This is a genomic window from Lysinibacillus sp. YS11 (assembly GCF_002896375.1).
Taxonomy (GTDB): Bacteria; Bacillota; Bacilli; order Bacillales_A; family Planococcaceae; genus Lysinibacillus; species Lysinibacillus capsici.
In genome coordinates this window covers 3,379,927-3,401,977 of sequence record NZ_CP026007.1, presented here as the reverse complement: position 1 = coordinate 3,401,977, position 22,051 = coordinate 3,379,927, and the positions used below count along the sequence as shown (strand labels likewise).

The window sequence follows — 22,051 nt, the reverse complement described above, 5'->3', positions numbered from 1 at the left end:
GAAAAGGAAGGGATTCATTTGACACATGTATATACAAAGATGCATACGAGCGCGGATTTATTGAAAAGCACAATTCGGCTTGAGCAATTGATTCCTTTTTTACAAGAACAAAAGACACAAGCCTGTGCAATCGTTAATACGAAATTGTACGGGCTTTTGCCTTTTTGTAAAGCATTGCAGCAAGTAAATATCCATGCGGTTATAGGGCTTTCGGTTAACGTTCAGTGGCATGATAAAACGCTTCCCCTCGTCCTGTATGCGCAGACACAGGAGGGCTATCAACATTTATTAAAGATTAGTAGTGCGATTTCAATTAGACAAGATGATATGCTGCCTTGGAAATGGCTTGAGGGATATTCAGCAGGTTGTATAGCGCTACTTTCTTCAGACGATTTAACAGATGTAGATGACTGGCAGGCAATGGTTTCTGCTTTGGTCCAACTGTTTAACCATCACCTCTATATGGGGATTGCTAGACCTGGAGGGATAAAAGCTGAACAAGAAGATGATTTCGTTTCTTGGTGTGAAGAACATGCTATTGCACTTGTAGCCTCTCAAAGCTGTTATTTTTTGCGTCCAGAAGATCATTTTGCTTATGAAGTAGCAAGAGCAATTGATACAGGAGAAAAGCTTGGTAATACTATGCAAACAGCTGATGTACAGGGCTATTTTGCCCCAACAGCATTCGAATGGCAAAATTGGTTTGCGGATCGTCCAGATTGGCTTGATGCCAGTATGAAAATGCTTGCTTGCTGTAAAGCTGATTTACCAAAAATGCCTGTGCAAATGCCTAGATTTCCTGTACCTGAAGGTGAAACAGCTGAAAGCTTGCTTGTTAAAGAAGCATTTACTGGATTAGAAGAGCGATTCAAGCAACTGGCAATACCCGGTGCTTACCATGAACGATTACAGTATGAACTAGAAATTATTTGCTCTATGGGCTTTGCTGACTATTTTTTGGTTGTGGCGGATTTTATGCGATATGCAAAAGAAAATCGAATTTTGACGGGACCTGGACGTGGTTCTTCAGCAGGTTCGCTTGTGGCATATAGTCTTTCGATTACCCAAGTAGATCCACTTGCCTATGGTTTATTATTCGAACGTTTTTTAAATCCTGAAAGAATTACCTTACCTGATATTGATATCGATTTTGTTGATAGTAAAAGGCATCAAGTCATTCAGTATGTTGCCCAAAAGTATGGCAAAGCAAATGTCGCACAAATTATTACATTTGGTACATTGTCTGCAAAAGCAGTTGCCAGGGATGTTGCACGGGTATTTGGCTTTGATGCGGAAATGCTAGAAAAAATTTCGAAGATGATTCCAAATAAGCCGGGAATTACATTACAAAGAGCTGTAGCAGAGTCACAGGACTTTCAAGGCTGGTTAGCGGAGAATGATAAGCATTTGCGTTGGTACGAGGTGGCGTTAAAATTGGAGGGCCTACCAAGAAACTCGTCTATACATGCAGCTGGTATTGTCGTCGCTCCATCGCCTTTAGTGAATACTGTACCGATTGAAGAAGGGCATGATGGTATTTATAGTACGCAATGGCCAATGGGAGATATTGAAGCATGTGGTCTCGTCAAAATGGATTTTTTAGGCTTGCGCAATCTCACTATTTTAGAGCAAATACGTTGGTCAATTTATAAAGCTGGTGGTCCTTGGATAGAATTCGAGCGAATCCCACTGCATGATGACAAGACGTTTCAACTATTACAAAGAGGGGATACGCTGGGGATTTTTCAATTAGAATCAGACGGTATGAAGCAAGCCTTGCGTGATATCTGTCCTACAACCTTTTTAGATATTGTGGCTGTAAATGCACTTTATCGCCCAGGTCCAATAGATTTTATTCCTGTCTATGCAAAACGGAAGGCTGGCAGAGAAATGGTAACGATGCCACATCCAGTGCTAGAGCCTATTTTACAAGAGACCTTTGGTGTGATCGTTTATCAAGAACAAATTATTAAAATTGCATCAGTACTGGCAGGCTTTACAATGGGACAGGCAGATTTGCTTCGCCGAGCAGTGAGTAAAAAAAATCGACAAGTTTTAGAGGAGCAACGCACAGCATTTGTTCAGGGGGCGCTACACCAAGGCTTTGATCAGCGTTTAGCTGAAGAAGTATACGAACTGATTGTACGCTTTGCGGATTATGGTTTCCCTAAAAGTCATGCTGTGGCCTATAGTGTTATTTCCTATCAAATGGCTTATTTAAAGGCGCATTTCCCTCAAAACTTTTATGCAGCGTTATTATCAAATGCCACGGGAAATGTAGAAAAGATTCAACAATTTGTCCATGAGGCAAAAGATAAGGGCATCCCATTTTATCCACCTTCATTAAAAAGTAGTACGAAATATTTTACGGTGGAAAAGGAAGGCATTCGCTACAGCTTATCAGGAATTAAAGGTGTGCCTCATACATTTATAGAAAAAATACATGGACTCCGTCAAACAAATCCAGAGGTATTAAATAACCTATTTGATCTAGCTGTTGCCTTAAGTGCGCAGCATTTTAAGCCAAAAGTGTTGGAATCATTGATATATGCTGGGGCGCTTGATTATCTAGAAAAAGATAGAGCCGTCCTCATCATGACAGTTGAGGCAGCTTTGAAACACGCAGAACTTTTAAGGCCAACTGAAGATATTGATTTAGCATCAGCAATGGCATTTAGTTTTGGTAAACCAAAATATATGCAGGCAGAAGCAATGTCCCAGAAGGAAAAATTGATGCATGAAAAAGAGAGCTTGGGCTTTTATATTTCTACCCATCCAGTTGCACAGGAAAGACTCTTCTGGGCGGATATCAATAGCACCTGTCGAGAGTTGAAGCAGAAGCGTGATGGTACCTCCATAAAAATGATTGGTCTGATTGAAGAAGTGAAGAAAATCCGTACGAAAAAAGGTGAGCAAATGGCTTTTGTTCAGCTACAGGATGAGTTTGGAACAGTTTCCACTACATTTTTTCCACAAACCTTTCAGTTGGTCCAAGACCTGCTGGTAGAGGAGGAAATGTTATGGATTGAAGGTGTTTTAGAAAGACGTTTTGGCAAGCCGCAAATCAAAGTAAAACATGCGCAAACGACGAAAAAGATATAAAATGAAACAAGAAATTAGAAACTGCATTAAATTTTATGCAGTTTTTTCTTTACTTTTGCACAGTTATTTTGTAAGCTAGAGTCAACGTTAAAAAGTGGTCAGACCACTTTTTTGATAAGGGGAGTTAGTCGTATGGATAAAAAAACCGAACAAAAAAAAGTGTTTTTAGAAATCGTCCAACAACTACGTCAACTCATTAAAATGGAAAAAATTCAAGCAGGTGAGAAGCTACCTTCCGAACGAGTTCTATCAGAGCGTCTAGGTGTCGGGCGATCCTCTGTGAGAGAGGCTTTGCGAAGCTTAGAGTTGCTAGGGCTTATTGAAACGAGACATGGTGGTGGTACTTTTCTTGCGTCCACACATAAGCATCAGCTCGTAGAAATACTGTCGATGTTTATATTAGAAGATGAAAAATCAAAAAAAGATGTCGAATTAACGCGACAAATTCATGAAATGGAAGCAATCCGCGTAATAAGTTGTACAGAGATTCTTCGCACACTACCTGTGTGGGATAGTTTTTTTGTGAAACTAGAAATAGAAGGTACAATTAATTGTCGAGATATTTTAAGAGAACTATTAATTACGACAGGTAATCGTCTTTCATTAAAAATCTGGTTTCAATTAGCAGCTTATGATGGCGACCGTTTAAATCGAAACTCAACAGAAGATGAAAAATTAATCATTCAAACGATGTTGAAATCGATGCAGCTGGGTTACGAAAAAGAAGCATTAAAAGCTTATGAGCAGTGGATGAGTACTGTACAGAGCATTTAGACAACAACAAAGGGGGAGTCGAACATGGCAATACGTAGCTTATTTAGTGGTAATCGAAAAAGAAAGAGGACGGGCAAGAAAAGGCATTTCCAGAAGGGTTAATGACAAAATGTCCTGAATGTCGTCACATTCAATTAACAAAAGAATTAGAAAAAAATCATAAAGTATGTACAAAATGTAGTCATCATTTCAAAATGACTGCTCAAGAACGTGTGGACTATTTCTTAGATGAAGGCTCATTCGAATCCATGGATGATCATTTACAAACAAGTAATCCTCTTAATTTCCCAGCGTATGTTGAAAAAATTGCAGCAGACCAAGAGAAAACAGGCTTGAATGAGGCTGTCCTAACAGGCGTTGGTACAATAGATGGGGAAGAAATTGTCGTAGCGATTATGGATTCGCACTTCCGTATGGGGTCAATGGGCTCTGTAGTCGGTGAAAAAATTACGCGAGCAGTAGAGAAGGCAACTGAACTAGGTGTACCATTTATTATCTTTACCGCTAGTGGTGGTGCTCGTATGCAAGAAGGCGTATTATCATTAATGCAAATGGCGAAAACTAGTGTCGCATTAAAACGCCACAGTGATCAAGGCTTATTGTTCATCTCCATCTTAACGCATCCAACAACAGGCGGAGTTTCAGCAAGCTTTGCTTCTGTTGGTGATATAAATATTGCAGAGCCACAGGCATTGATTGGCTTTGCAGGGCGACGTGTAATTGAAGAAACTGTACGAGAAAAACTACCAAGTGATTTCCAAACAGCAGAATTTTTATTAGAGCATGGTCAGCTTGATGCCATTTTCCATCGCAAAGATTTACGTAAACAAGTTTCTTTACTTGTAAAAATGCATACGAAAGGCGGCGTACAACATGTCTAAAAATTTAGCATTTGAAGAACCAGTCGTACAATTACGTGAGAAAATTGATGAATTAAAAACAATTGCTGCTGAAGCAGAAGTTGATATGACTGGTGAAATCGAGAAGCTTGAAACACGTTTATCACAATTAGAGCAATCGATTTATGCCAATATGAAGCCGTGGGATCGTGTGCAAGTAGCAAGGCATCCAGAAAGACCTACAACGCTTCAATATATTGAAGCAATGTGTGAAAATTTTATTGAATTACATGGTGATCGTACATTTGGTGATGATGCAGCCATTCTTGGTGGGATTGCCATTTTCGAAGGGCAACCAGTAACAATAATTGGACATCAACGTGGTAAGTCTACTAAGGAAAATATCCGTCGTAATTTTGGTATGCCTCATCCAGAGGGATATCGAAAAGCACTACGCTTGATGAAGCAAGCTGAAAAATTCAAACGACCAATTATTTGTTTTATTGATACAAAAGGTGCTTACCCAGGGAAAGCTGCTGAGGAACGTGGTCAAAGTGAAGCAATCGCTAGAAACCTTGTAGAAATGGCTGGCTTAACTGTGCCTGTAATTAGTATCGTTATTGGTGAAGGAGGAAGTGGTGGTGCATTAGCATTAGGTGTAGCAAACCGTGTCTTTATGCTTGAGAACTCGACTTACTCTGTTATTTCGCCAGAAGGAGCGGCATCTATTTTATGGCGTGATGGTAGTCTGGCTAAGCAGGCAGCAGAAGCCATGCGTATCACAGCACCTGATTTGAAAGAACTTGGTGTAATTGATGGCATTATTCCTGAAATTATTGGTGGAGCACATCGCAATGTAGCAAAACAGGCCCTTTCTATTAAAGAATGCATTAGTGACACACTTCATGCATTAAATTCTTTAAATGGAGAACAATTAGTTGAAGATCGCTATGAAAAATTTAAAAAAATTGGACAGTATACAGAAGTGTAAATCTGTTTGTAAAAAGATGAATGTTGTTTACTTTAATAGGATATAAAATTTAAAAGCTATATATTTGCTCGTTAAGAGACAAAATTTGTTTCTTAACATATTAAAAAGCTATAAAAATTAAAGAAGATAATAGCGCATAATAAACGCCAGACTTCTTGAAAAAATGTTAGATTTAGGATGTTTTTAGGTGGAAAGAGTGTGTGAAAGCGCATTCTTTTCATTTTTTATGTAAAAGTTATGTTTTTGTATCCCCAGAACCCTTACATAGTTTGTTTTTTCATGTTAATGTGAATAATAATAGTAACTGCAGGAGGTTCGACAATGAAAAAAATTGCTGTATTAACTAGTGGTGGAGATGCGCCTGGAATGAACGCTGCTATTCGAGCGGTCGTTCGTAAGGCAGCATTTCATGGAATTGATGTTGTCGGAATTAAGCATGGTTATGAAGGCTTAGTAAAAGGATTTATGGAAGAACTTGATTTAGGTGCAGTTGGTGGTATTATCCAACGCGGTGGCACGCATTTGAATTCGGCAAGATGCCCAGAATTTAAAGAAGATGCTGTTCAGCAACGAGGTATTGAGAATTTACGAGCTGCTGGTATTGAAGGACTTGTTGTCATTGGTGGTGATGGATCTTATCGAGGTGCCATGGATTTGGTGAAAAAAGGCTTCCCTGTTGTAGGGGTACCTGGAACAATTGACAATGATATTCCTGGAACTGAATATACGATTGGCTTTGATACAGCCCTAAATACAGTAGTAGAATCCATTGATAAAATCCGAGATACTGCTACATCTCATGAAAATTCTTTCATTGTAGAGGTAATGGGACGTGATGCAGGAGATATCGCTTTATGGGCAGGTCTTGCTGCTGGTGCTGAAACAGTTTTAATTCCAGAAGAAGATTATAATTTAGATGATATTGTCGCACGCTTAGATCGTGGTGCTGCACGTGGTAAAAAGCATAGTATTATTATTGTGGCAGAGGGTGTTATGTCAGGAAGTGAGCTGGCAAAACTGTTAAAAGAAAAAACAGGAAAAGAAACACGTGTTTCAGTATTAGGTCATATCCAACGTGGTGGATCACCTACAGCAAGAGATCGCGTATTAGCGAGTCAGTTTGGCGCACATGCAGTTGAATTACTTATGGAAGGCAAGGCTGGTCGAGCAGTAGGTATTCGCAATCATCAAGTCATTGATTATGATATGCCAGAGGCTTTTGAAAAGAATCATGAGGCTGATGTAAGCCTATATACACTAATGAAAGAACTATCAATATAATTTGTTATAAAACGGAGTGGGCAAAAATGAGAAAAACAAAAATCGTATGTACAATTGGACCTGCAAGTGAGTCACCAGAAATTTTAGAAAAATTAATCGAAGCAGGTATGAATGTAGCCCGCTTGAATTTTTCACACGGATCACATGAGGAACATGCAGGGCGTATTCATTTAATTCGTGAAGTGGCACAAAAATTAAATAAACCAGTGGGAATTTTACTTGATACAAAGGGACCAGAAATTCGTACACATAACATGAAAAATGGCGAGCTTCATTTGTCAGCAGGTCAAGTAATTGATATTTCAATGACAGAAGTAGAAGGTACTGAGACGAGCTTTTCTGTCACATATGAGCGCTTAATTGAAGACGTTGAGCAAAATTCAATTATTTTACTTGATGATGGACTAATTCAACTACGTGTATTAGCAACGGATATGGAAAAAGGATTAATTCATACAATTGTTGAAAATGCTGGCGTACTAAAAAATAAAAAGGGTGTTAACGTACCAGGTGTTTCTGTACAACTACCAGGTATCACAGAAAAAGACGCACAAGATATTTTATTTGGTATCGAACAAGGTGTTGATTTTATTGCTGCTTCATTTGTTCGTCGTGCAAAAGATGTTCTTGAAATTCGTGAATTACTTGAACAAAATGGTGGTAGTCATATTCAAATCATCCCAAAAATTGAAAACCAAGAGGGTGTCGATAACATCGATGAAATCATCCTAGTATCTGACGGTTTAATGGTTGCTCGTGGAGATCTTGGTGTTGAAATTCCTGCAGAAGAAGTACCACTTGTACAAAAGAAATTAATTCTAAAATGTAATCAAGTTGGTAAACCGGTAATTACGGCAACTCAAATGTTAGATTCCATGCAGCGTAACCCACGACCAACACGTGCAGAAGCAAGTGATGTAGCCAACGCAATTATTGATGGAACAGATGCTATCATGTTATCTGGTGAAACTGCCGCAGGTCTTTATCCAGTTGAATCGGTACAAACGATGAATAAAATTGCACAACGCACTGAAAATTCATTAGATTATCGATCAATTGTTTCTACACGTAGTCGTGAGAAAGAAGCAAATATGACAGAGGCAATTTCACAAGCTGTAGCTTATACTTCTATCAATTTAGGGGTGAAAGCCGTATTGGCACCAACTGAAAGTGGTAATACAGCGAGAATGATTGCAAAATATCGACCTGGAGTGCCAATTGTTGCCGTAACAGGCTCTACAAATACAGCTCATACATTAACACTAGTATGGGGCGTATACCCAATTGTGTGTCAACGAGTGACAACAACAGATGAAATTTTAGAACTAGCTGTGGATGAAAGCTTGAAGCATGGTTTTGTTACACATGGAGACGCAGTTGTCATTACAGCAGGTGTACCTGTAGGTGAAGCGGGTACAACAAACTTAATGAAAGTTCACATTATTGGAGATTTACTTGCACGTGGACAAGGGATCGGAAAAGCATCAGTTGTTGGTAAAACAGTGGTTGCTAAAAATGCTGCTGAGGCACTTGCCTACGATACAGACGGATGCATCCTTGTTACAGTCGGTTCAGATCGTGATATGATGCCTGCTTTAGAAAATTGTATTGGCCTAATTACTGAAGAAGGTGGACTTACTAGCCATGCAGCAGTTGTAGGGTTAAGCCTAGGTATTCCAGTAATCGTTGGTGTAAAAGAAGCAACTACATTAATCCGTCATGGTCAAGAAATTACAATGGACGCTGAAACAGGTGTGATATACAAAGGACATGCAAGCGTTCTTTAATAATTAACAAAAAGCTCTAGTGAGGTTTGTTGTACTAGAGCTTTTTCATAAAGGTTGTACACACACTTTATGGAAACTATTAATTTCTTCCTTTAACAGAAGTTGGCTTTATCTTAGAATAGGTCTATTCATTTTTTTATGAAACTAAACGGGCTATAATAACGTATAGAAGGTATAGCTTTTCAAGTAGAAAGGAGAAAAATATGCGAAAAATTTTTCTTGGTTTCATTGTCTACACATTAGCCGAATTGACGTTATTAATAGTCATTGGACAAAATATTGGTGTTTTAAGTACATTATTGCTCATTATTGCTACGAGTGTGATTGGGATTTATGTCATGAAAAATAAAGGTATGAACTCTGTTCAAAATGTGAAAAATACATTGGCACGCGGAGAAGCGCCAGGAGCTGCATTAGTGGATACTTTCTTAACTTTTGGTGGTGGTTTGCTTTTAGCGTTACCTGGATTTTTAACAGATGTCCTAGGTTTATTCCTACTCATGCCATTTTCTCGAAAAATGTTCCAACCCATTGTCTATTACTGGATGCGTAAAAAAATGAAAAAAGGTCAATTCATCATCGTTCAAAGATAGAGTTTTCTTTCAGTTTTACAGCTAGAAATAAAAAGATAGGGCTCAGTAATATACCATAAAAGCCAAATAATAGAATAGAGGCAGCACTGATAAAGAATGTATGGAATGTGCGTAGCTGAAGCGTATTGGACCAAAGCATCGAATCGGCTAGCTGCCTTGTTAATTGTACAAATAAATAGAGTAGTAAAATGGCCACACATAAAAAGGTATTGCCATTGAAATAAAAATAAATGCTCATTGGCACAAGAAAAACGCCAATTCCGAAAAACGGTAGTACATCTGCAAATGCTACAATAAATGCTTTAATAATGGCTTGTTCAAATTGAAGGATCATAAAGCCAGCACAAAGAATGAGTAGGGTAATCGTAAATAATTGAAACTCTACAAATAAGAAATAATGAAAAAGTTGCATGATTTTTGCAAAATGAGATTGCCACTCTTGACGATATTTTTTAGGCACATATTGAAAGAACCAATAGCGTGATTTACGTGTTTCTAGAAGCGCAAAGTAATAAGCGACTAAAAAGATGAAAACCTCAATGACATGCTTCATTAATAATTGGAAAAGATCTGCTGTATATACGATGATGGAATCGAAAATGGACAGTGATTTTTCTTTTAAAACTTGTACAAACATGGATTCATATTCACTGAAAAGCGGGAAATTTTGTAAAGTCTCTCGAATTTCTGGGAAAATGACGATAATACTGTTAATAGATATGACAACTAGTAGAAAAATACAGGTTAATATTAATACTTCCACAATAATTGCTGCAATCCAATACGCAATCCTGCAATATTTGTGTAAAAAATTTATGATAGGATACGTCGAAAATGATAAAAAAATTGCGAGTGACACAGGTAATACAAACCAAAGTATGACTAAATAAAAAATAAATAGCAAAACGCTCGTAGTTCTTTCGTATGAAAAATACTTTAAATTCCTCATTTTTACAAATTCACCCCAAACCAATTGATAAATTAATGTCAAAATATACAAAAAAATCTCTTTAGGACAATTATATAGTCGTTCGGACGTCTTTTTCTTTATTTGGAGGATTTTCATTCACAAAGCTGTCAAAAATGATTATAATAGCAATGTAAGCGATTTACTTAATGGTTCATATGAGCAAAATTCGTAAATGCAACATAAAAAACGCATTTGCAACAAAAAAATAAGTATGAGGGAGCGATAATTTATGTCAGCAACTAAAGGTTTAGAAGGTATCGTAGCAGCGGAATCTAAAATCAGTTCAATTATCGATGACACACTTACATATGTTGGTTACAACATTGATGATTTAGCAGAAAATGCGTCATTCGAAGAGGTAATTTACCTGTTATGGCATACTCGTTTACCAAAAGAGGACGAGCTAGCTGAATTAAAACAACAATTGGCAGACAACATGTCAATTCCGCAAGCGATTGTCGACCAATTTAAAACATACCCACTTTCAACTGTACATCCAATGGCTGCATTGCGTACTGCAGTATCTTTACTTGGTGTATTCGATGAAGAAGCGGATGTTATGGATCCAGAAGCAAACTACCGTAAAGCAATTCGTCTTCAAGCTAAAATTGCTACAGTAGTAACTGCTTTTGCACGTGTTCGTAAAGGTTTAGAACCAGTTTCACCAAAACCTGAACTAGGATATGCGGCAAACTTCTTATACATGCTTAAAGGCGAAGAGCCAGCAGATATTGAAATTGAAGCATTCGACAAAGCATTAGTATTACATGCTGACCATGAGTTAAATGCATCTACATTCACTGCACGTGTATGTGTAGCTACATTATCTGACGTTTATTCAGGTGTAACTGCAGCGATCGGTGCATTAAAAGGACCACTTCACGGTGGAGCAAATGAGCAAGTTATGAAAATGTTAACTGAAATTGGCTCACTTGAAAATGTTGAATCTTATATTCAAAATAAATTAGACAACAAAGAAAAAATCATGGGCTTCGGTCACCGTGTATATCGTAAAGGCGACCCTCGTGCTCCGCATTTACGCGTAATGTCTAAAAAATTAACTGAGCTAACTGGTAAACCAGAGCTTTACGAAATGTCAGTTAAAATCCATGACATGATCGTAGAACAAAAGAAATTACCTGCAAACGTAGATTTCTTCTCTGCGTCAGTGTATGATTCTTTAGGTATTGATCATGACCTGTTCACACCAATTTTCGCAGTATCACGTACTTCAGGTTGGGTGGCACATATCCTTGAGCAATATGCTAATAACCGCCTAATCCGTCCACGTGCTGAGTATGTTGGACCAGGCATGCAAAAATATGTTCCAATCAGCGAGCGCTAAATTGGAAAATATGCTAGAATGTTTGGGACTGTGTTATCACTAACACAGTCCTATGATTATGAATTTAGGAGGCAACAGAATGTCAAACAAAATTGTAGTTGAAAATGGCGTACTTAATGTACCAAACAATCCAGTAATTCCTTTCATCGAAGGTGATGGAATTGGTCCAGATATCTGGGCAGCAGCATCACGCGTAATTGACGCAGCAGTAGAAAAAGCTTATAACGGTGAAAAGAAAATTGAATGGTTAGAAGTTTTAGCTGGTGAAAAAGCATTTAACCAAACTGGTGAATGGTTACCACAAGAAACTTTAGACAAAATTAATGAATATTTAATTGCAATCAAAGGTCCTCTTACTACACCAATCGGTGGTGGTATCCGCTCTCTTAACGTAGCATTACGTCAACAACTTGACTTATATGTATGCTTACGCCCAGTACGTCACTTTGATGGAGTGCCTTCTCCAGTTAAACGCCCAGAAGACGTTGATATGGTTATCTTCCGTGAGAACACTGAAGACATCTACGCTGGTATTGAATTCGAATCTGGTTCAGAACAAGCTCAAAAAATCATCAACTTCCTACAATCTGAATTTGGTGTAAATCAAATCCGCTTCCCAGAAACTTCTGGTATCGGTGTTAAACCTGTATCTAAAGAAGGTACTGAACGTTTAGTACGTTCTGCTATCGAATACGCAATTAAACATAAACGCCCATCTGTTACTTTAGTTCATAAAGGTAACATCATGAAATTCACTGAAGGTGGATTCAAAAAATGGGGTTATGAATTAGCAGAAAAAGAATTTGCTGATCAAACTTTCACTTGGAACCAATACGATGCTATCAAAGCTGAACAAGGTGAAGAAGCAGCAAACAAAGCTCAATCTGATGCTTTAGCAGCTGGCAAAATCTTAGTGAAAGATTCTATCGCTGATATCTTCTTACAACAAATCTTAACTCGTCCAACTGAGTTCGATGTAGTAGCTACAATGAACTTAAATGGTGACTATATTTCTGATGCTTTAGCTGCACAAGTTGGTGGTATCGGTATCGCTCCAGGAGCTAACATTAACTATGTTACTGGCCATGCGATCTTCGAAGCTACTCACGGTACAGCTCCAAAATATGCTGGTTTAGATAAAGTAAACCCATCTTCAGTATTACTTTCAGGTGTATTAATGCTTGAACACTTAGGATGGCAAGAAGCTGCTGACATGATCACTCAATCTGTTGAGAAAACAATTTCTTCTAAAGTTGTTACTTATGACTTCGCACGTTTAATGGACGGCGCTACAGAAGTGAAATGTTCAGAATTCGCTAATGAGTTAATCAAAAACCTATAATTTTCTATTCTACAATAGAATTTATCGCTAAAGCGGATGCTTTTTTCTGCCGATATAATTAGGGTGACAGTAAATTTTAATTGAATATTTACGATAAACTTGTTTAATTGAGGGAGTGAGATGGAAGTCTCCTCCCTCTTTTAAAATATATAACCTAATTTTAAAGGAGCGTATTCAAATGTCTCTGAAACGAAAAAAAATCTCAGTTATCGGTGGCGGTTTTACAGGCGCTACTGCAGCATTTTTAGCAGCTCAGAAAGAACTTGGTGACGTCGTATTAGTGGATATTCCACAAGCAGAAAACCCAACAAAGGGTAAGGCGCTAGATATGTGGGAGGCAGCACCAATACAAGGGTTTGACTCTTATGTGCAAGGTACTTCCAATTATGCAGATACGGCGAATTCTGACGTAGTGATCATTACCGCTGGTGTTGCACGTAAACCAGGTATGAGCCGTGATGACCTTGTTCAAATCAATCAGAGTGTTATGAAAACTGTTTCAAAAGAGATTGCTACGCATTCACCAAATGCTACAATCCTTGTACTGACAAACCCAGTTGATGCCATGACATACACAGTATACAAAGAAACTGGCTTCCCTAAAAACCGTGTAATTGGTCAATCAGGTGTTCTTGATACGGCTCGTTTCTGTGCATTTGTGGCAGAAGAACTTAAGATTTCAGTGAAAGATATTACTGGTTTTGTATTAGGTGGTCACGGTGACACAATGGTACCGTTAACACGTTATTCATTTGCTGGTGGTATTCCGTTAGAAACACTTATTTCTGCTGAACGTTTAGAAGAAATTGTTGACCGAACGCGTAATGGTGGAGCAGAAATTGTCAACTTACTTGGTAACGGCTCTGCCTATTATGCGCCTGCTGCGGCACTAATAGAGATGGCTGAAGCTATTGTAAAAGACCAAAAACGTATTTTACCATCTATTGCTTATTTAGAAGGCGAGTACGGCTATCATGATTTATACTTAGGTGTTCCTACATTACTTGGCGAAAACGGTATTGAAAAAATCTTTGAGCTAGAATTAACGGACAAAGAAAAAGCAGCTTTAGATCAATCGGCAGAAGCAGTTCGTAATGTGATGAAAATTTTAGTGTAGAATATCAGTCTAAGTCTTAAAACGAGTAGGGAATGTTCCTGCTCGTTTTTTTATGTTTCCAGGGTTGAGAAAGGTAAGGTTCTTCTGCTTTTCATTGTACTTTTAGCATAAAATTGATACTATGAATGTAGTATGATAGAAAAGGGGTTGGCGTATCTTTGCTTCAAAAAAATAGTAAACTTGGTCTCACAATCGATGAAATTACAGTTGGCGAGAAAATCCATATCACTGAAAAAATTGAAGATAGGGATCTATTGCTTTATTTAGGCCTTACAAACGATAGTAACCCGCTTTATATTCAACATGATTATGCGGCTATGACACCTTTTCAAAAGCCAATTGTGCCGACAATTATGTTAAATGGTATTATTACATCAGCTGTGTCAAAGTATATTCCAGGACCAGGTGCACGAATTATTGAGCAACATTTGAAATATTTAGGACCTCTCTATCATTATGAATTGTTCGATACGCTATTAGAGGTTACAGCAATCAATAAATATGACAATACCATCACTGTATCTGTCCACTCATATAATGAGCAGAAGCAGCTTGTAATTGAAGGTTTATTGCTTGTGACTCCACCACTTGCGCTATAGACGTCTTGAGATTTGAAATGGGGGTTTCAAATCACTAACGGAGGCATTAGACATGACAAAAACGATTTTAGTAATTGAAGATGAATTTTCGATTGCAACATTATTGAAATATAATTTAGAACAGGCAGGCTATGTAGTGGAAACGGCTGCTGATGGTCAGGAAGGGCTTGAAAAAGCAATCGACTTACAGCCAAATTTAATTCTTTTAGATTTGATGCTTCCAAAACTAGATGGCATGGAGGTCTGTAAACAAATACGACAACAACGTATGAATACGCCAATTATTATGCTAACTGCTAAAGATGACGAATTTGATAAAGTTCTTGGTCTTGAGTTGGGAGCAGATGATTACATGACAAAGCCTTTTAGTCCTCGTGAAGTTTTAGCGCGTGTCAAGGCTGTATTAAGACGTTTCACGCAAAATGTTGTCGCAGATGATAAGGATGAGGCGCAGGAAAAAATGTATGAGTTTGGACAATTGCGAGTGTACCCAGAGCGATTTGAAGTATTTTTACAGGATGAGGCACTGGAATTTACACCAAAAGAGTTTGAGCTACTCATCTATTTACTTGAAAATAAAAATCGTGTATTAACACGTGATCAGCTATTAAGTGCTGTATGGAAATATGATTTTGCTGGCGATACTCGAATTGTGGATGTACACATTAGCCACCTTCGCGATAAAATTGAAGAAAATAGCCGCAAGCCGATGTTTATAAAAACAATTAGAGGTCTTGGTTATAAATTTGAGGAGCCGAAAACGACATGAAATCGATGAGCAACCGCTTATTCTTGACATTCATGCTTTTACTTGGAACGATACTAGCTGTCCTAATGATTGTTATAGGTCAGCTTTTTCCTATTTATATCGAGCAATATAACGAGCAAGCAACCACTGAGATACGGACATCAATGGACCAAGTAATCGATGAACGCAAAATGGATTTAACGAAGGAAGATCAGGAAGCTTTGTACGCAGCTCAGGCTATGGAACGAGACGAATCCTTATTGAACTATGTGCGTGCTCGCCTTTACGGAGTACTGGCTATTCTCTTTACCATCACGTTGATATTAATAGCAATTATAAGTCGTTATATGATACGTAACTTTACTGCACCGATTGATAATGTGACAGACACTGCCCTTGAGCTTGCAAAGGGTAACTATCGTGCACGTGCTCAAGAAAATGAGCATGAACGGATGATACCACTGAGTCATTCCATAAACATATTGGCACGGAATTTGCAAGATATTACAACGATACGTGAAGTAGAGGAAGAAAGACTGAAAACCTTAATTGAAAATATGGGGAGCTCCCTTATGATGATTGGTCGTGAGGGGAATATTTCCATTGTAAATCGAGTATTTCTGGAGCGCTTTGGAATGCAGATTGATGATGTACAAGGAAAGGTTTTTCGTACAATAGGCTTACCTAAATCATTAGAACAATTTATCGATCATGTTTTTCTGACAGAAATGCCTTATCGACAACAAATTAAAATGGAAGTACAGCAAGAACTTTATAACAAAGAAGTTTATGGGGCACCGGTCATCGGGGACCATGGACGATGGCTAGGCGTTGTTATCGTTATGCATGATATAACGGAACTAGTTCGATTAGAACAAATTCGGAAAGACTTTGTTGCGAATGTATCACATGAATTACGCACACCTATTACATCTATTAAAGGCTTTTCAGAAACTTTATTGGATGGGGCCTATAAAGACGAAAAAATGCTGATTTCCTTTTTGGAGATTATATATAAAGAAAGTAATCGACTTCAAATGCTGATTCAAGATTTACTAGAGCTCTCAAAGATCGAGCAGCATGGTTTTACTGTCAATATTATGCCGATGGGCTTACAGGATGTTCTAATTCGTGGAGCAGAATTGACAGCTCCGCGATTGGATGAAAAAAATATGAGCTTCCAGGTGGATATCGAACGAGATGTCCAGGTTATGGGGGATGCCAATCGTATCATTCAGATTGTGACGAATTTAATTACCAATGCGATTACATATTCACCTGAAAACACGACTGTTTCTATTCGATTAAAGGAAAATGAAACACATGGCATTATCGAAATAGAGGATCAAGGAATTGGTATTGAAAAACATGAAATAGCGCGCGTTTTTGAAAGATTTTATCGGGTGGATCGAGCGAGAAGTCGTAATTCTGGTGGAACAGGCTTAGGCTTAGCGATTGTTAAGCATTTAGTCGAGGCGCATCATGGCCGAATTCAAGTAGAGAGTGAAGTCGGCATAGGAACTAAAATGATTGTCATGATTCCGAAAAATTAACAAATCCTTTACATGAACAACATGTTACATTCATATTTGGGCACTATACTTATTTCTAGAAACCCCCAATATGATTGTTAAGACGATGACCATAAAAATCTAATAGAAGATTTTTAACTGCTTTATATTCCCCACAGAAAGAATTTAGTGTTTTTTAGACACTAGGTTCTTTTTCTGTTTTACAGGGAACGTAAATAGGTGTAAAGTATAGTAGCATAAAGTTTAACAACCATCTAACCCGCGATTGTCTGTTAGACGAACGCTTTGACAGTCAGTGAATTAACCTTCTTATCATTTGAATCGTGTTTTCCTGACTGTTGAGGCAGAGAAAAAATGAGAGAAGGATGACCATGAAAATCGTCAAAAGTATCGTGCAAATCGGCTATCTTTATATCCTATTATTAATCGGAAATACTATTGCACGCCTACTTCACTTGCCGATTCCAGGGAGTATAATAGGACTTGTCCTATTATTTTTACTGTTACAGTTTCATATAATCAAGCTTGAATGGATTGAATTAGGAGCAGCCGTACTATTAAGTGAACTCTTATTATTCTTTATTCCATCTGCCATTGGTGTTATTGATTATCATGCCTTATTTGGTGTGCAAGGAATGAAGGTTGTGCTTGTCATTGTTGTGAGTGCCATTGTGGTAATGTTTGTAACGGGGTATACAGCACAATGGCTAGAGCGGCGAAAGAAGGGTGATGCGATATGACTTTATTAATCGCCATTGTCAGCTTACTTGGGACCGTTGCTATTTTTTATATTTGTAAAATGTTTTATAAAAAATATAAAAAAGAATGGCTGACACCTATGCTGATTACACCTTTAGTCATTATAGGTATTTTACTACTGACAGGTGTATCTTATAATTCCTACAATTCTGGAGCGAGTGTCTTAACAAATTTACTAGGACCAGCAACCGTTGCGTTTGCCGTTCCTATATATAAAAATGTCAACCTATTAAAAAAACACGCATTTGAAATTTTCATCAGCATTGCTGTTGGTTCAGCGGTTGCTATTGTGTCATCCTTTATGATGGCTCTATTGGTGGGCTTAAATGATGAGTTGGTGCATAGTTTAGTGCCACGTTCTGTAACAACACCTATTGCGATGGATATTTCTAATATGATTGGTGGTTCTCCTACGCTTACAGCTGTTTTCGTTATGACGACTGGTATTTTAGGAAGCTTGTTAGCACCAATCGTTATCAAAGTATGTCGTTTTCACAGACCTTCATCTAGAGGATTAATGCTTGGTATGGGTGCTCATGGAACGGGTACATCAAAAGCATTTGAATTTGGAGAGCTAGAAGGCACATTTGCTAGTCTAGCGATGATCGTTGCTGCATTAATTAGTATTGTATTATCCACTACCATTTTCCCAGTATTTGAACATCTGGTTATCAATATCCTGTTGCCCTAAAGGTAACAGGATTTTTTTGCATTGATAAGCTTTTGTTAAGAGTGAGATACAGAGGATTCTGTCCTTTACAATCATTATATGAAAATATTTTGAAACTTTTTATAAGGGTTCACCGTAAACAATAGTACTAAGCAAAAGGAGGAACAGACATGAGTGTGAAAAGGACACTAATGATTGTTGGACTTGGAATATTTGGAATTATTGCACTTATTACAGTTTTTACTTCATGGTACACGGTAGATGAATCAGAGCAAGCTGTGGTTATTACATTTGGTCGTGCCGCTGATACAGTAACAAATCCAGGTCTTCATTTTAAATTACCTTGGCCCGTCCAATCCGTAGAAATTTTGTCAAAAGAAACGTTTAGTCTGCAATTTGGTTATAAGCAAAATAAAGCAGGTGAGTTAGAGGCATACGATGCCGAAACAAAAATGATTACGGGGGATGAAAATATTGTCTTAACAGACCTTGTTGTTCAATGGAAAATTACAGAGCCTAATAAGTTTTTATTTAATTCGCAGGATCCAGAAAGAATATTACATAGCGCGACATCGAGTGCCATTCGTTCTATAATCGGAAGCTCTTCTATCGATGCAGCGTTAACAGAAGGTAAAGCTGACATCGAAGCAAATACTCGCCAATTATTAGTTTCTCTTATTGAAAAATACGATATTGGAATAAGCGTTTTAGGTGTGAAATTGCAAGATGTAGAATTGCCAAATAAAGATGTGCGTGCTGCATTCACTGCTGTAACAGATGCACGTGAAATGAAAAATACAAAAATAAATGAAGCTGAAAAATATGAAAACCAACGCATTAGTGAAGCTGAAGGCGAACGTGATGCTATTATGTCGAAAGCAAAAGGAACTAAAACAGCCCGTATCGAGCAAGCACAAGGGGATGTAGCGGTCTTTAATAAAATGTATGAGCAATACAAGGGTAATCAGCAAATTACACGAGAGCGGTTAATTATAGAGACGCTTGAAAATGTCCTACCGAAAGCACAAATTTACATTATGAATGATGATGGTAGTACGATGAAGTATTTACCACTACAGCAACTACAGCCTCAACAGTCGCAACAGACACAAACAGAGAAAAAAGAGGGGAGCGGTAACTAATGGACCAAAAAAATAATGATCTAGAAAAATTCCTCAATTTCTTATCTGGCAAAAGTAAAAAAGCTGCTCCTTCAGAAGGTGATTCGGGAGACAATGTAGTTAAAATGTCGAAGAAAGGACCGAAGAATCCTAAAAAATATATCTCTCTAGCTGTAACCTTAACGGTCATATTCGCTCTAGTGATTACTTTATTAACGAATATTTATATAGTTAAAGAATCAGAGTATGCTGTTGTTCGGCAGTTTGGAGAGGTTGTTAAGTTTGAGCGTGAACCAGGTTTAAATATGAAAATTCCTTTTATTCAAAGTGTCACAAAGTTACCAAAAAACCAAATGACGTATGAGATTTCGGAAGAAGAAATTAATACAAAGGATAAAAAACGAATTATTATTGATAATTATGCTGTATGGCGTATTACGGATCCTAAGCTCTTGATTTCGAATGCTGGTACGATAGAAAAAGTTGAATCACGTATGGAAGAGTTCATTTATTCTGTTATTCGCTCTGAACTTGGCCGAATTAACTATACGGAGATTATAAATGATGAGGATTCTTCTCGAGGCAGCATAAACGATCAAGTAACTGAACGTGTTAATGAACTTCTTTCCAACGATAACTATGGTATTGAAGTAGTAGATGTACGTATACGTCGCATTGATTTACCGACTGAAAATGAACAATCCGTTTTTACGAATATGATTTCAGATCGTGAATCAATTGCACAAAAGTATCTTTCAGAGGGAGATGCACAGAAACGTCGTATTGAGGCACAAACGGATCAACACGTACAAGAAATGCTTGCTAAAGCAAGTAAAGAAGCTGCTTTAATTCAAGCTGAAGGAGAAGCAGAGGCTGCAAAGATTTACAATAAATCTTTCTCTCAAGATCCTGAATTTTATTCTTTATACCGCACATTAGAATCCTATAAGAAAACGGTTGGGGAAGATACGGTTATTATCTTGCCAGCTACTTCACCATATGCCAACATCTTGTCTGGTTATATTAAATAAACGCAGTTTAAAGTCGTCTCTGTCTTGAAGGAGACGACTTTTTTGTTGTACTAGAATTATAACTATCCATGAAATCGAATTATTATAGTATGAAAATAATAGAAATTTATAAGTTTGTATTCCCGAATCAACTATAATTTGATAGAATGATAATGTTTAAAAAAGAATAGTTGGGGGTAAGGGCTTTGAAATTACAAATTAGCAAATGGCTCCAAAATTTAGGGATTGCTTGTAGTATAGCTTCGATATTAACACTTTTCTACCGTCTATCCGATTTTTCGTGGGTGACGAAAAGTGTTTATCATATACCAGTATTTTTTGTTTGTATCTTTTTAATCAGTATCATTATTGCAGATGATGTAAGAAACCTTTTTAAGAAATTATTTTGGTATGAAAAAAGAAAGGTCAAGCGTCCTATTTGGCAAGTTGGAATTGGCTTAATCTTCTTTTTGGCACAAATTAGTACAGTAATGGTATTTAATCAAGAGCTAACATATCCACAATTAGGCGGCATGCCGTTATTTCTTGTGTTTGCTTTTATGAATGCATTTATATTAACTGTCATCTATGAAGAAGTTTTTTATCGTACTTCAAATCAATAACAACTATTAAGAACTTTCATTTACAGGAGACTTGTCCTTGAATGAAAGTTTTTGCTTTTTAGTAATGGATGTAATACGTCTTATGCCTTGTTAATACGAAAATTATTAACATTTGTCAGTATTGCCCTTATTTAATCTGTAGTACAGTCAAGTTATTGAGAATAGTCAATGACTAAACTTGATAGGCAGATGCATACATACCATATTATATTTTTTAACCTAGTTTTAACCTTTAGTATGTATGATAAGCAAAGATTCATTTTAATAGGAGGTAATAAAGATGAAAAAGGTCGTGTTTGGAAGTGCTTTAGCAGTCGGATTATTATTTAGTGGGGCAGGGCAATCCTCTGCTAATAGCCTAATTCAACCAATTGATATTCAAGGCATGGATCTAGAATCAGCATTACAGGCAGTCCAATCACAGCGAGCACAGCTGTTAGAAAATCAGCTTAAGGATCAACTAGAGGATGTTCAACAACGAAATCAACAGCTAGCTGATTTGAATGCACAGCAAGGTCAAATGGATATGCTCCGTTTACAAAGCATGAATAGTAAACGAAATGAGGCTTTTGATGTAATGACTAATTTTGTAAAAAAAATGCAGGATAGTCGTTCATCTATTATAGGTAATATGCGTTAAGGAGTTAAAATATTTTAAACAAGTCAACCGCTGCGCGCGGTTGGCTTTTTTGAATGAATAGGAATGCTAAAGTAGCGGATAAAGTCTTTAAAGTGGTGGATAAACCATTAAAAATAATGGATAACCTTGAGGATGGACGCCTGCTTTTTTTACTTGAAATGTATTGTTATGATAAAGTAGAAGAAGAAGACAACGCAGGAGGATAAAA

The 22,051-nt window shown here is 37.4% G+C and carries 20 protein-coding genes and 1 pseudogene; 20 read left to right on the top strand and 1 reads right to left on the bottom strand.

Annotated features, from left to right (window positions below):
* Nucleotides 1-18 precede the first annotated feature (18 nt).
* From dnaE to LBYS11_RS16985, 7 genes and pseudogenes are all read left to right on the top strand, one after another.
* On the top strand, nt 19-3,102 hold the full coding sequence (dnaE, locus tag LBYS11_RS17015; RefSeq protein WP_103118654.1) for a DNA polymerase III subunit alpha: 3,084 nt from the start codon (nt 19-21) through the stop codon (nt 3,100-3,102).
* A 132-nt stretch (nt 3,103-3,234) separates the two neighbouring features.
* On the top strand, nt 3,235-3,876 hold the full coding sequence (locus tag LBYS11_RS17010) for a FadR/GntR family transcriptional regulator (RefSeq protein WP_048393566.1): 642 nt from the start codon (nt 3,235-3,237) through the stop codon (nt 3,874-3,876).
* A gap of 24 nt (nt 3,877-3,900) precedes the next feature.
* Nucleotides 3,901-4,757, top strand: a pseudogene (accD, locus tag LBYS11_RS17005) (acetyl-CoA carboxylase, carboxyltransferase subunit beta).
* The gene (locus LBYS11_RS17000) at nt 4,750-5,706 is read left to right on the top strand and encodes an acetyl-CoA carboxylase carboxyltransferase subunit alpha (protein WP_103118653.1); all 957 of its coding nucleotides are present in this window, start codon (nt 4,750-4,752) and stop codon (nt 5,704-5,706) included. Before accD ends, LBYS11_RS17000 begins: the two are co-directional and overlap by 8 nt.
* A 321-nt stretch (nt 5,707-6,027) precedes the next feature.
* Nucleotides 6,028-6,987 (top strand): 6-phosphofructokinase, encoded by a 960-nt coding sequence (pfkA, locus tag LBYS11_RS16995; RefSeq protein WP_048393573.1) that lies wholly within the window; start codon nt 6,028-6,030, stop codon nt 6,985-6,987.
* Between the two features lie 26 nt (nt 6,988-7,013).
* On the top strand, nt 7,014-8,774 hold the full coding sequence (gene pyk / locus LBYS11_RS16990; RefSeq protein WP_048393575.1) for a pyruvate kinase: 1,761 nt from the start codon (nt 7,014-7,016) through the stop codon (nt 8,772-8,774).
* Nucleotides 8,775-8,977: 203 nt separating this feature from the next.
* Nucleotides 8,978-9,367 carry an FxsA family protein gene (locus LBYS11_RS16985; RefSeq protein ID WP_054549955.1) on the top strand — a complete coding sequence of 130 codons (390 nt, stop codon included), beginning with the start codon at nt 8,978-8,980 and terminating at the stop codon, nt 9,365-9,367.
* Here LBYS11_RS16985 and LBYS11_RS16980 read toward each other — a convergent pair.
* Nucleotides 9,351-10,316, bottom strand: coding sequence for an AI-2E family transporter (locus LBYS11_RS16980; protein ID WP_048393721.1), 966 nt, complete (start codon nt 10,314-10,316; stop codon nt 9,351-9,353). The genes LBYS11_RS16985 and LBYS11_RS16980 overlap by 17 nt on opposite strands.
* A 250-nt stretch (nt 10,317-10,566) precedes the next feature.
* On the opposite strand from LBYS11_RS16980, the gene citZ reads away from it, so the two are divergent.
* The 13 genes from citZ (at nt 10,567) to LBYS11_RS23150 (ending at nt 22,049) form a co-directional block, all read left to right on the top strand.
* A complete protein-coding gene (gene citZ / locus LBYS11_RS16975) occupies nt 10,567-11,682 on the top strand; it encodes a citrate synthase (protein WP_048393579.1) in 1,116 nt (371 codons plus the stop codon).
* Between the two features lie 79 nt (nt 11,683-11,761).
* A complete protein-coding gene (icd, locus tag LBYS11_RS16970; RefSeq protein WP_048393581.1) occupies nt 11,762-13,024 on the top strand; it encodes an NADP-dependent isocitrate dehydrogenase in 1,263 nt (420 codons plus the stop codon).
* A gap of 178 nt (nt 13,025-13,202) precedes the next feature.
* Nucleotides 13,203-14,141, top strand: coding sequence for a malate dehydrogenase (gene mdh, locus LBYS11_RS16965; RefSeq protein ID WP_004226243.1), 939 nt, complete (start codon nt 13,203-13,205; stop codon nt 14,139-14,141).
* Nucleotides 14,142-14,299: 158 nt separating this feature from the next.
* On the top strand, nt 14,300-14,740 hold the full coding sequence (locus LBYS11_RS16960) for a MaoC/PaaZ C-terminal domain-containing protein (RefSeq protein ID WP_004226245.1): 441 nt from the start codon (nt 14,300-14,302) through the stop codon (nt 14,738-14,740).
* Between the two features lie 52 nt (nt 14,741-14,792).
* Nucleotides 14,793-15,509: a response regulator transcription factor gene (locus LBYS11_RS16955; RefSeq protein ID WP_016993215.1), complete on the top strand. Its 717-nt coding sequence runs from the start codon at nt 14,793-14,795 to the stop codon at nt 15,507-15,509.
* Nucleotides 15,506-17,041 (top strand): two-component system histidine kinase PnpS, encoded by a 1,536-nt coding sequence (gene pnpS, locus LBYS11_RS16950; protein WP_103118652.1) that lies wholly within the window; start codon nt 15,506-15,508, stop codon nt 17,039-17,041. Before LBYS11_RS16955 ends, pnpS begins: the two co-directional genes overlap by 4 nt.
* Nucleotides 17,042-17,391: 350 nt before the next feature.
* Complete coding sequence (locus tag LBYS11_RS16945) at nt 17,392-17,760, top strand: CidA/LrgA family holin-like protein (protein WP_103118651.1); 369 nt, start codon at nt 17,392-17,394, stop codon at nt 17,758-17,760.
* The gene (locus LBYS11_RS16940) at nt 17,757-18,470 is read left to right on the top strand and encodes an LrgB family protein (RefSeq protein ID WP_048393589.1); all 714 of its coding nucleotides are present in this window, start codon (nt 17,757-17,759) and stop codon (nt 18,468-18,470) included. The genes LBYS11_RS16945 and LBYS11_RS16940 overlap by 4 nt, the downstream gene beginning before the upstream one ends.
* Before the next feature lie 149 nt (nt 18,471-18,619).
* The gene (gene hflK / locus LBYS11_RS16935) at nt 18,620-19,591 is read left to right on the top strand and encodes an FtsH protease activity modulator HflK (RefSeq protein ID WP_103118650.1); all 972 of its coding nucleotides are present in this window, start codon (nt 18,620-18,622) and stop codon (nt 19,589-19,591) included.
* Nucleotides 19,591-20,601: a protease modulator HflC gene (gene hflC / locus LBYS11_RS16930; RefSeq protein ID WP_103118649.1), complete on the top strand. Its 1,011-nt coding sequence runs from the start codon at nt 19,591-19,593 to the stop codon at nt 20,599-20,601. The genes hflK and hflC overlap by 1 nt, the downstream gene beginning before the upstream one ends.
* 185 nt (nt 20,602-20,786) lie before the next feature.
* Complete coding sequence (locus LBYS11_RS16925) at nt 20,787-21,203, top strand: hypothetical protein (protein WP_048393595.1); 417 nt, start codon at nt 20,787-20,789, stop codon at nt 21,201-21,203.
* A 280-nt stretch (nt 21,204-21,483) separates the two neighbouring features.
* Complete coding sequence (locus LBYS11_RS16920) at nt 21,484-21,843, top strand: hypothetical protein (protein ID WP_048393597.1); 360 nt, start codon at nt 21,484-21,486, stop codon at nt 21,841-21,843.
* A 53-nt stretch (nt 21,844-21,896) separates the two neighbouring features.
* Nucleotides 21,897-22,049, top strand: coding sequence for a hypothetical protein (locus tag LBYS11_RS23150; protein ID WP_158651968.1), 153 nt, complete (start codon nt 21,897-21,899; stop codon nt 22,047-22,049).
* Nucleotides 22,050-22,051 lie beyond the last annotated feature (2 nt).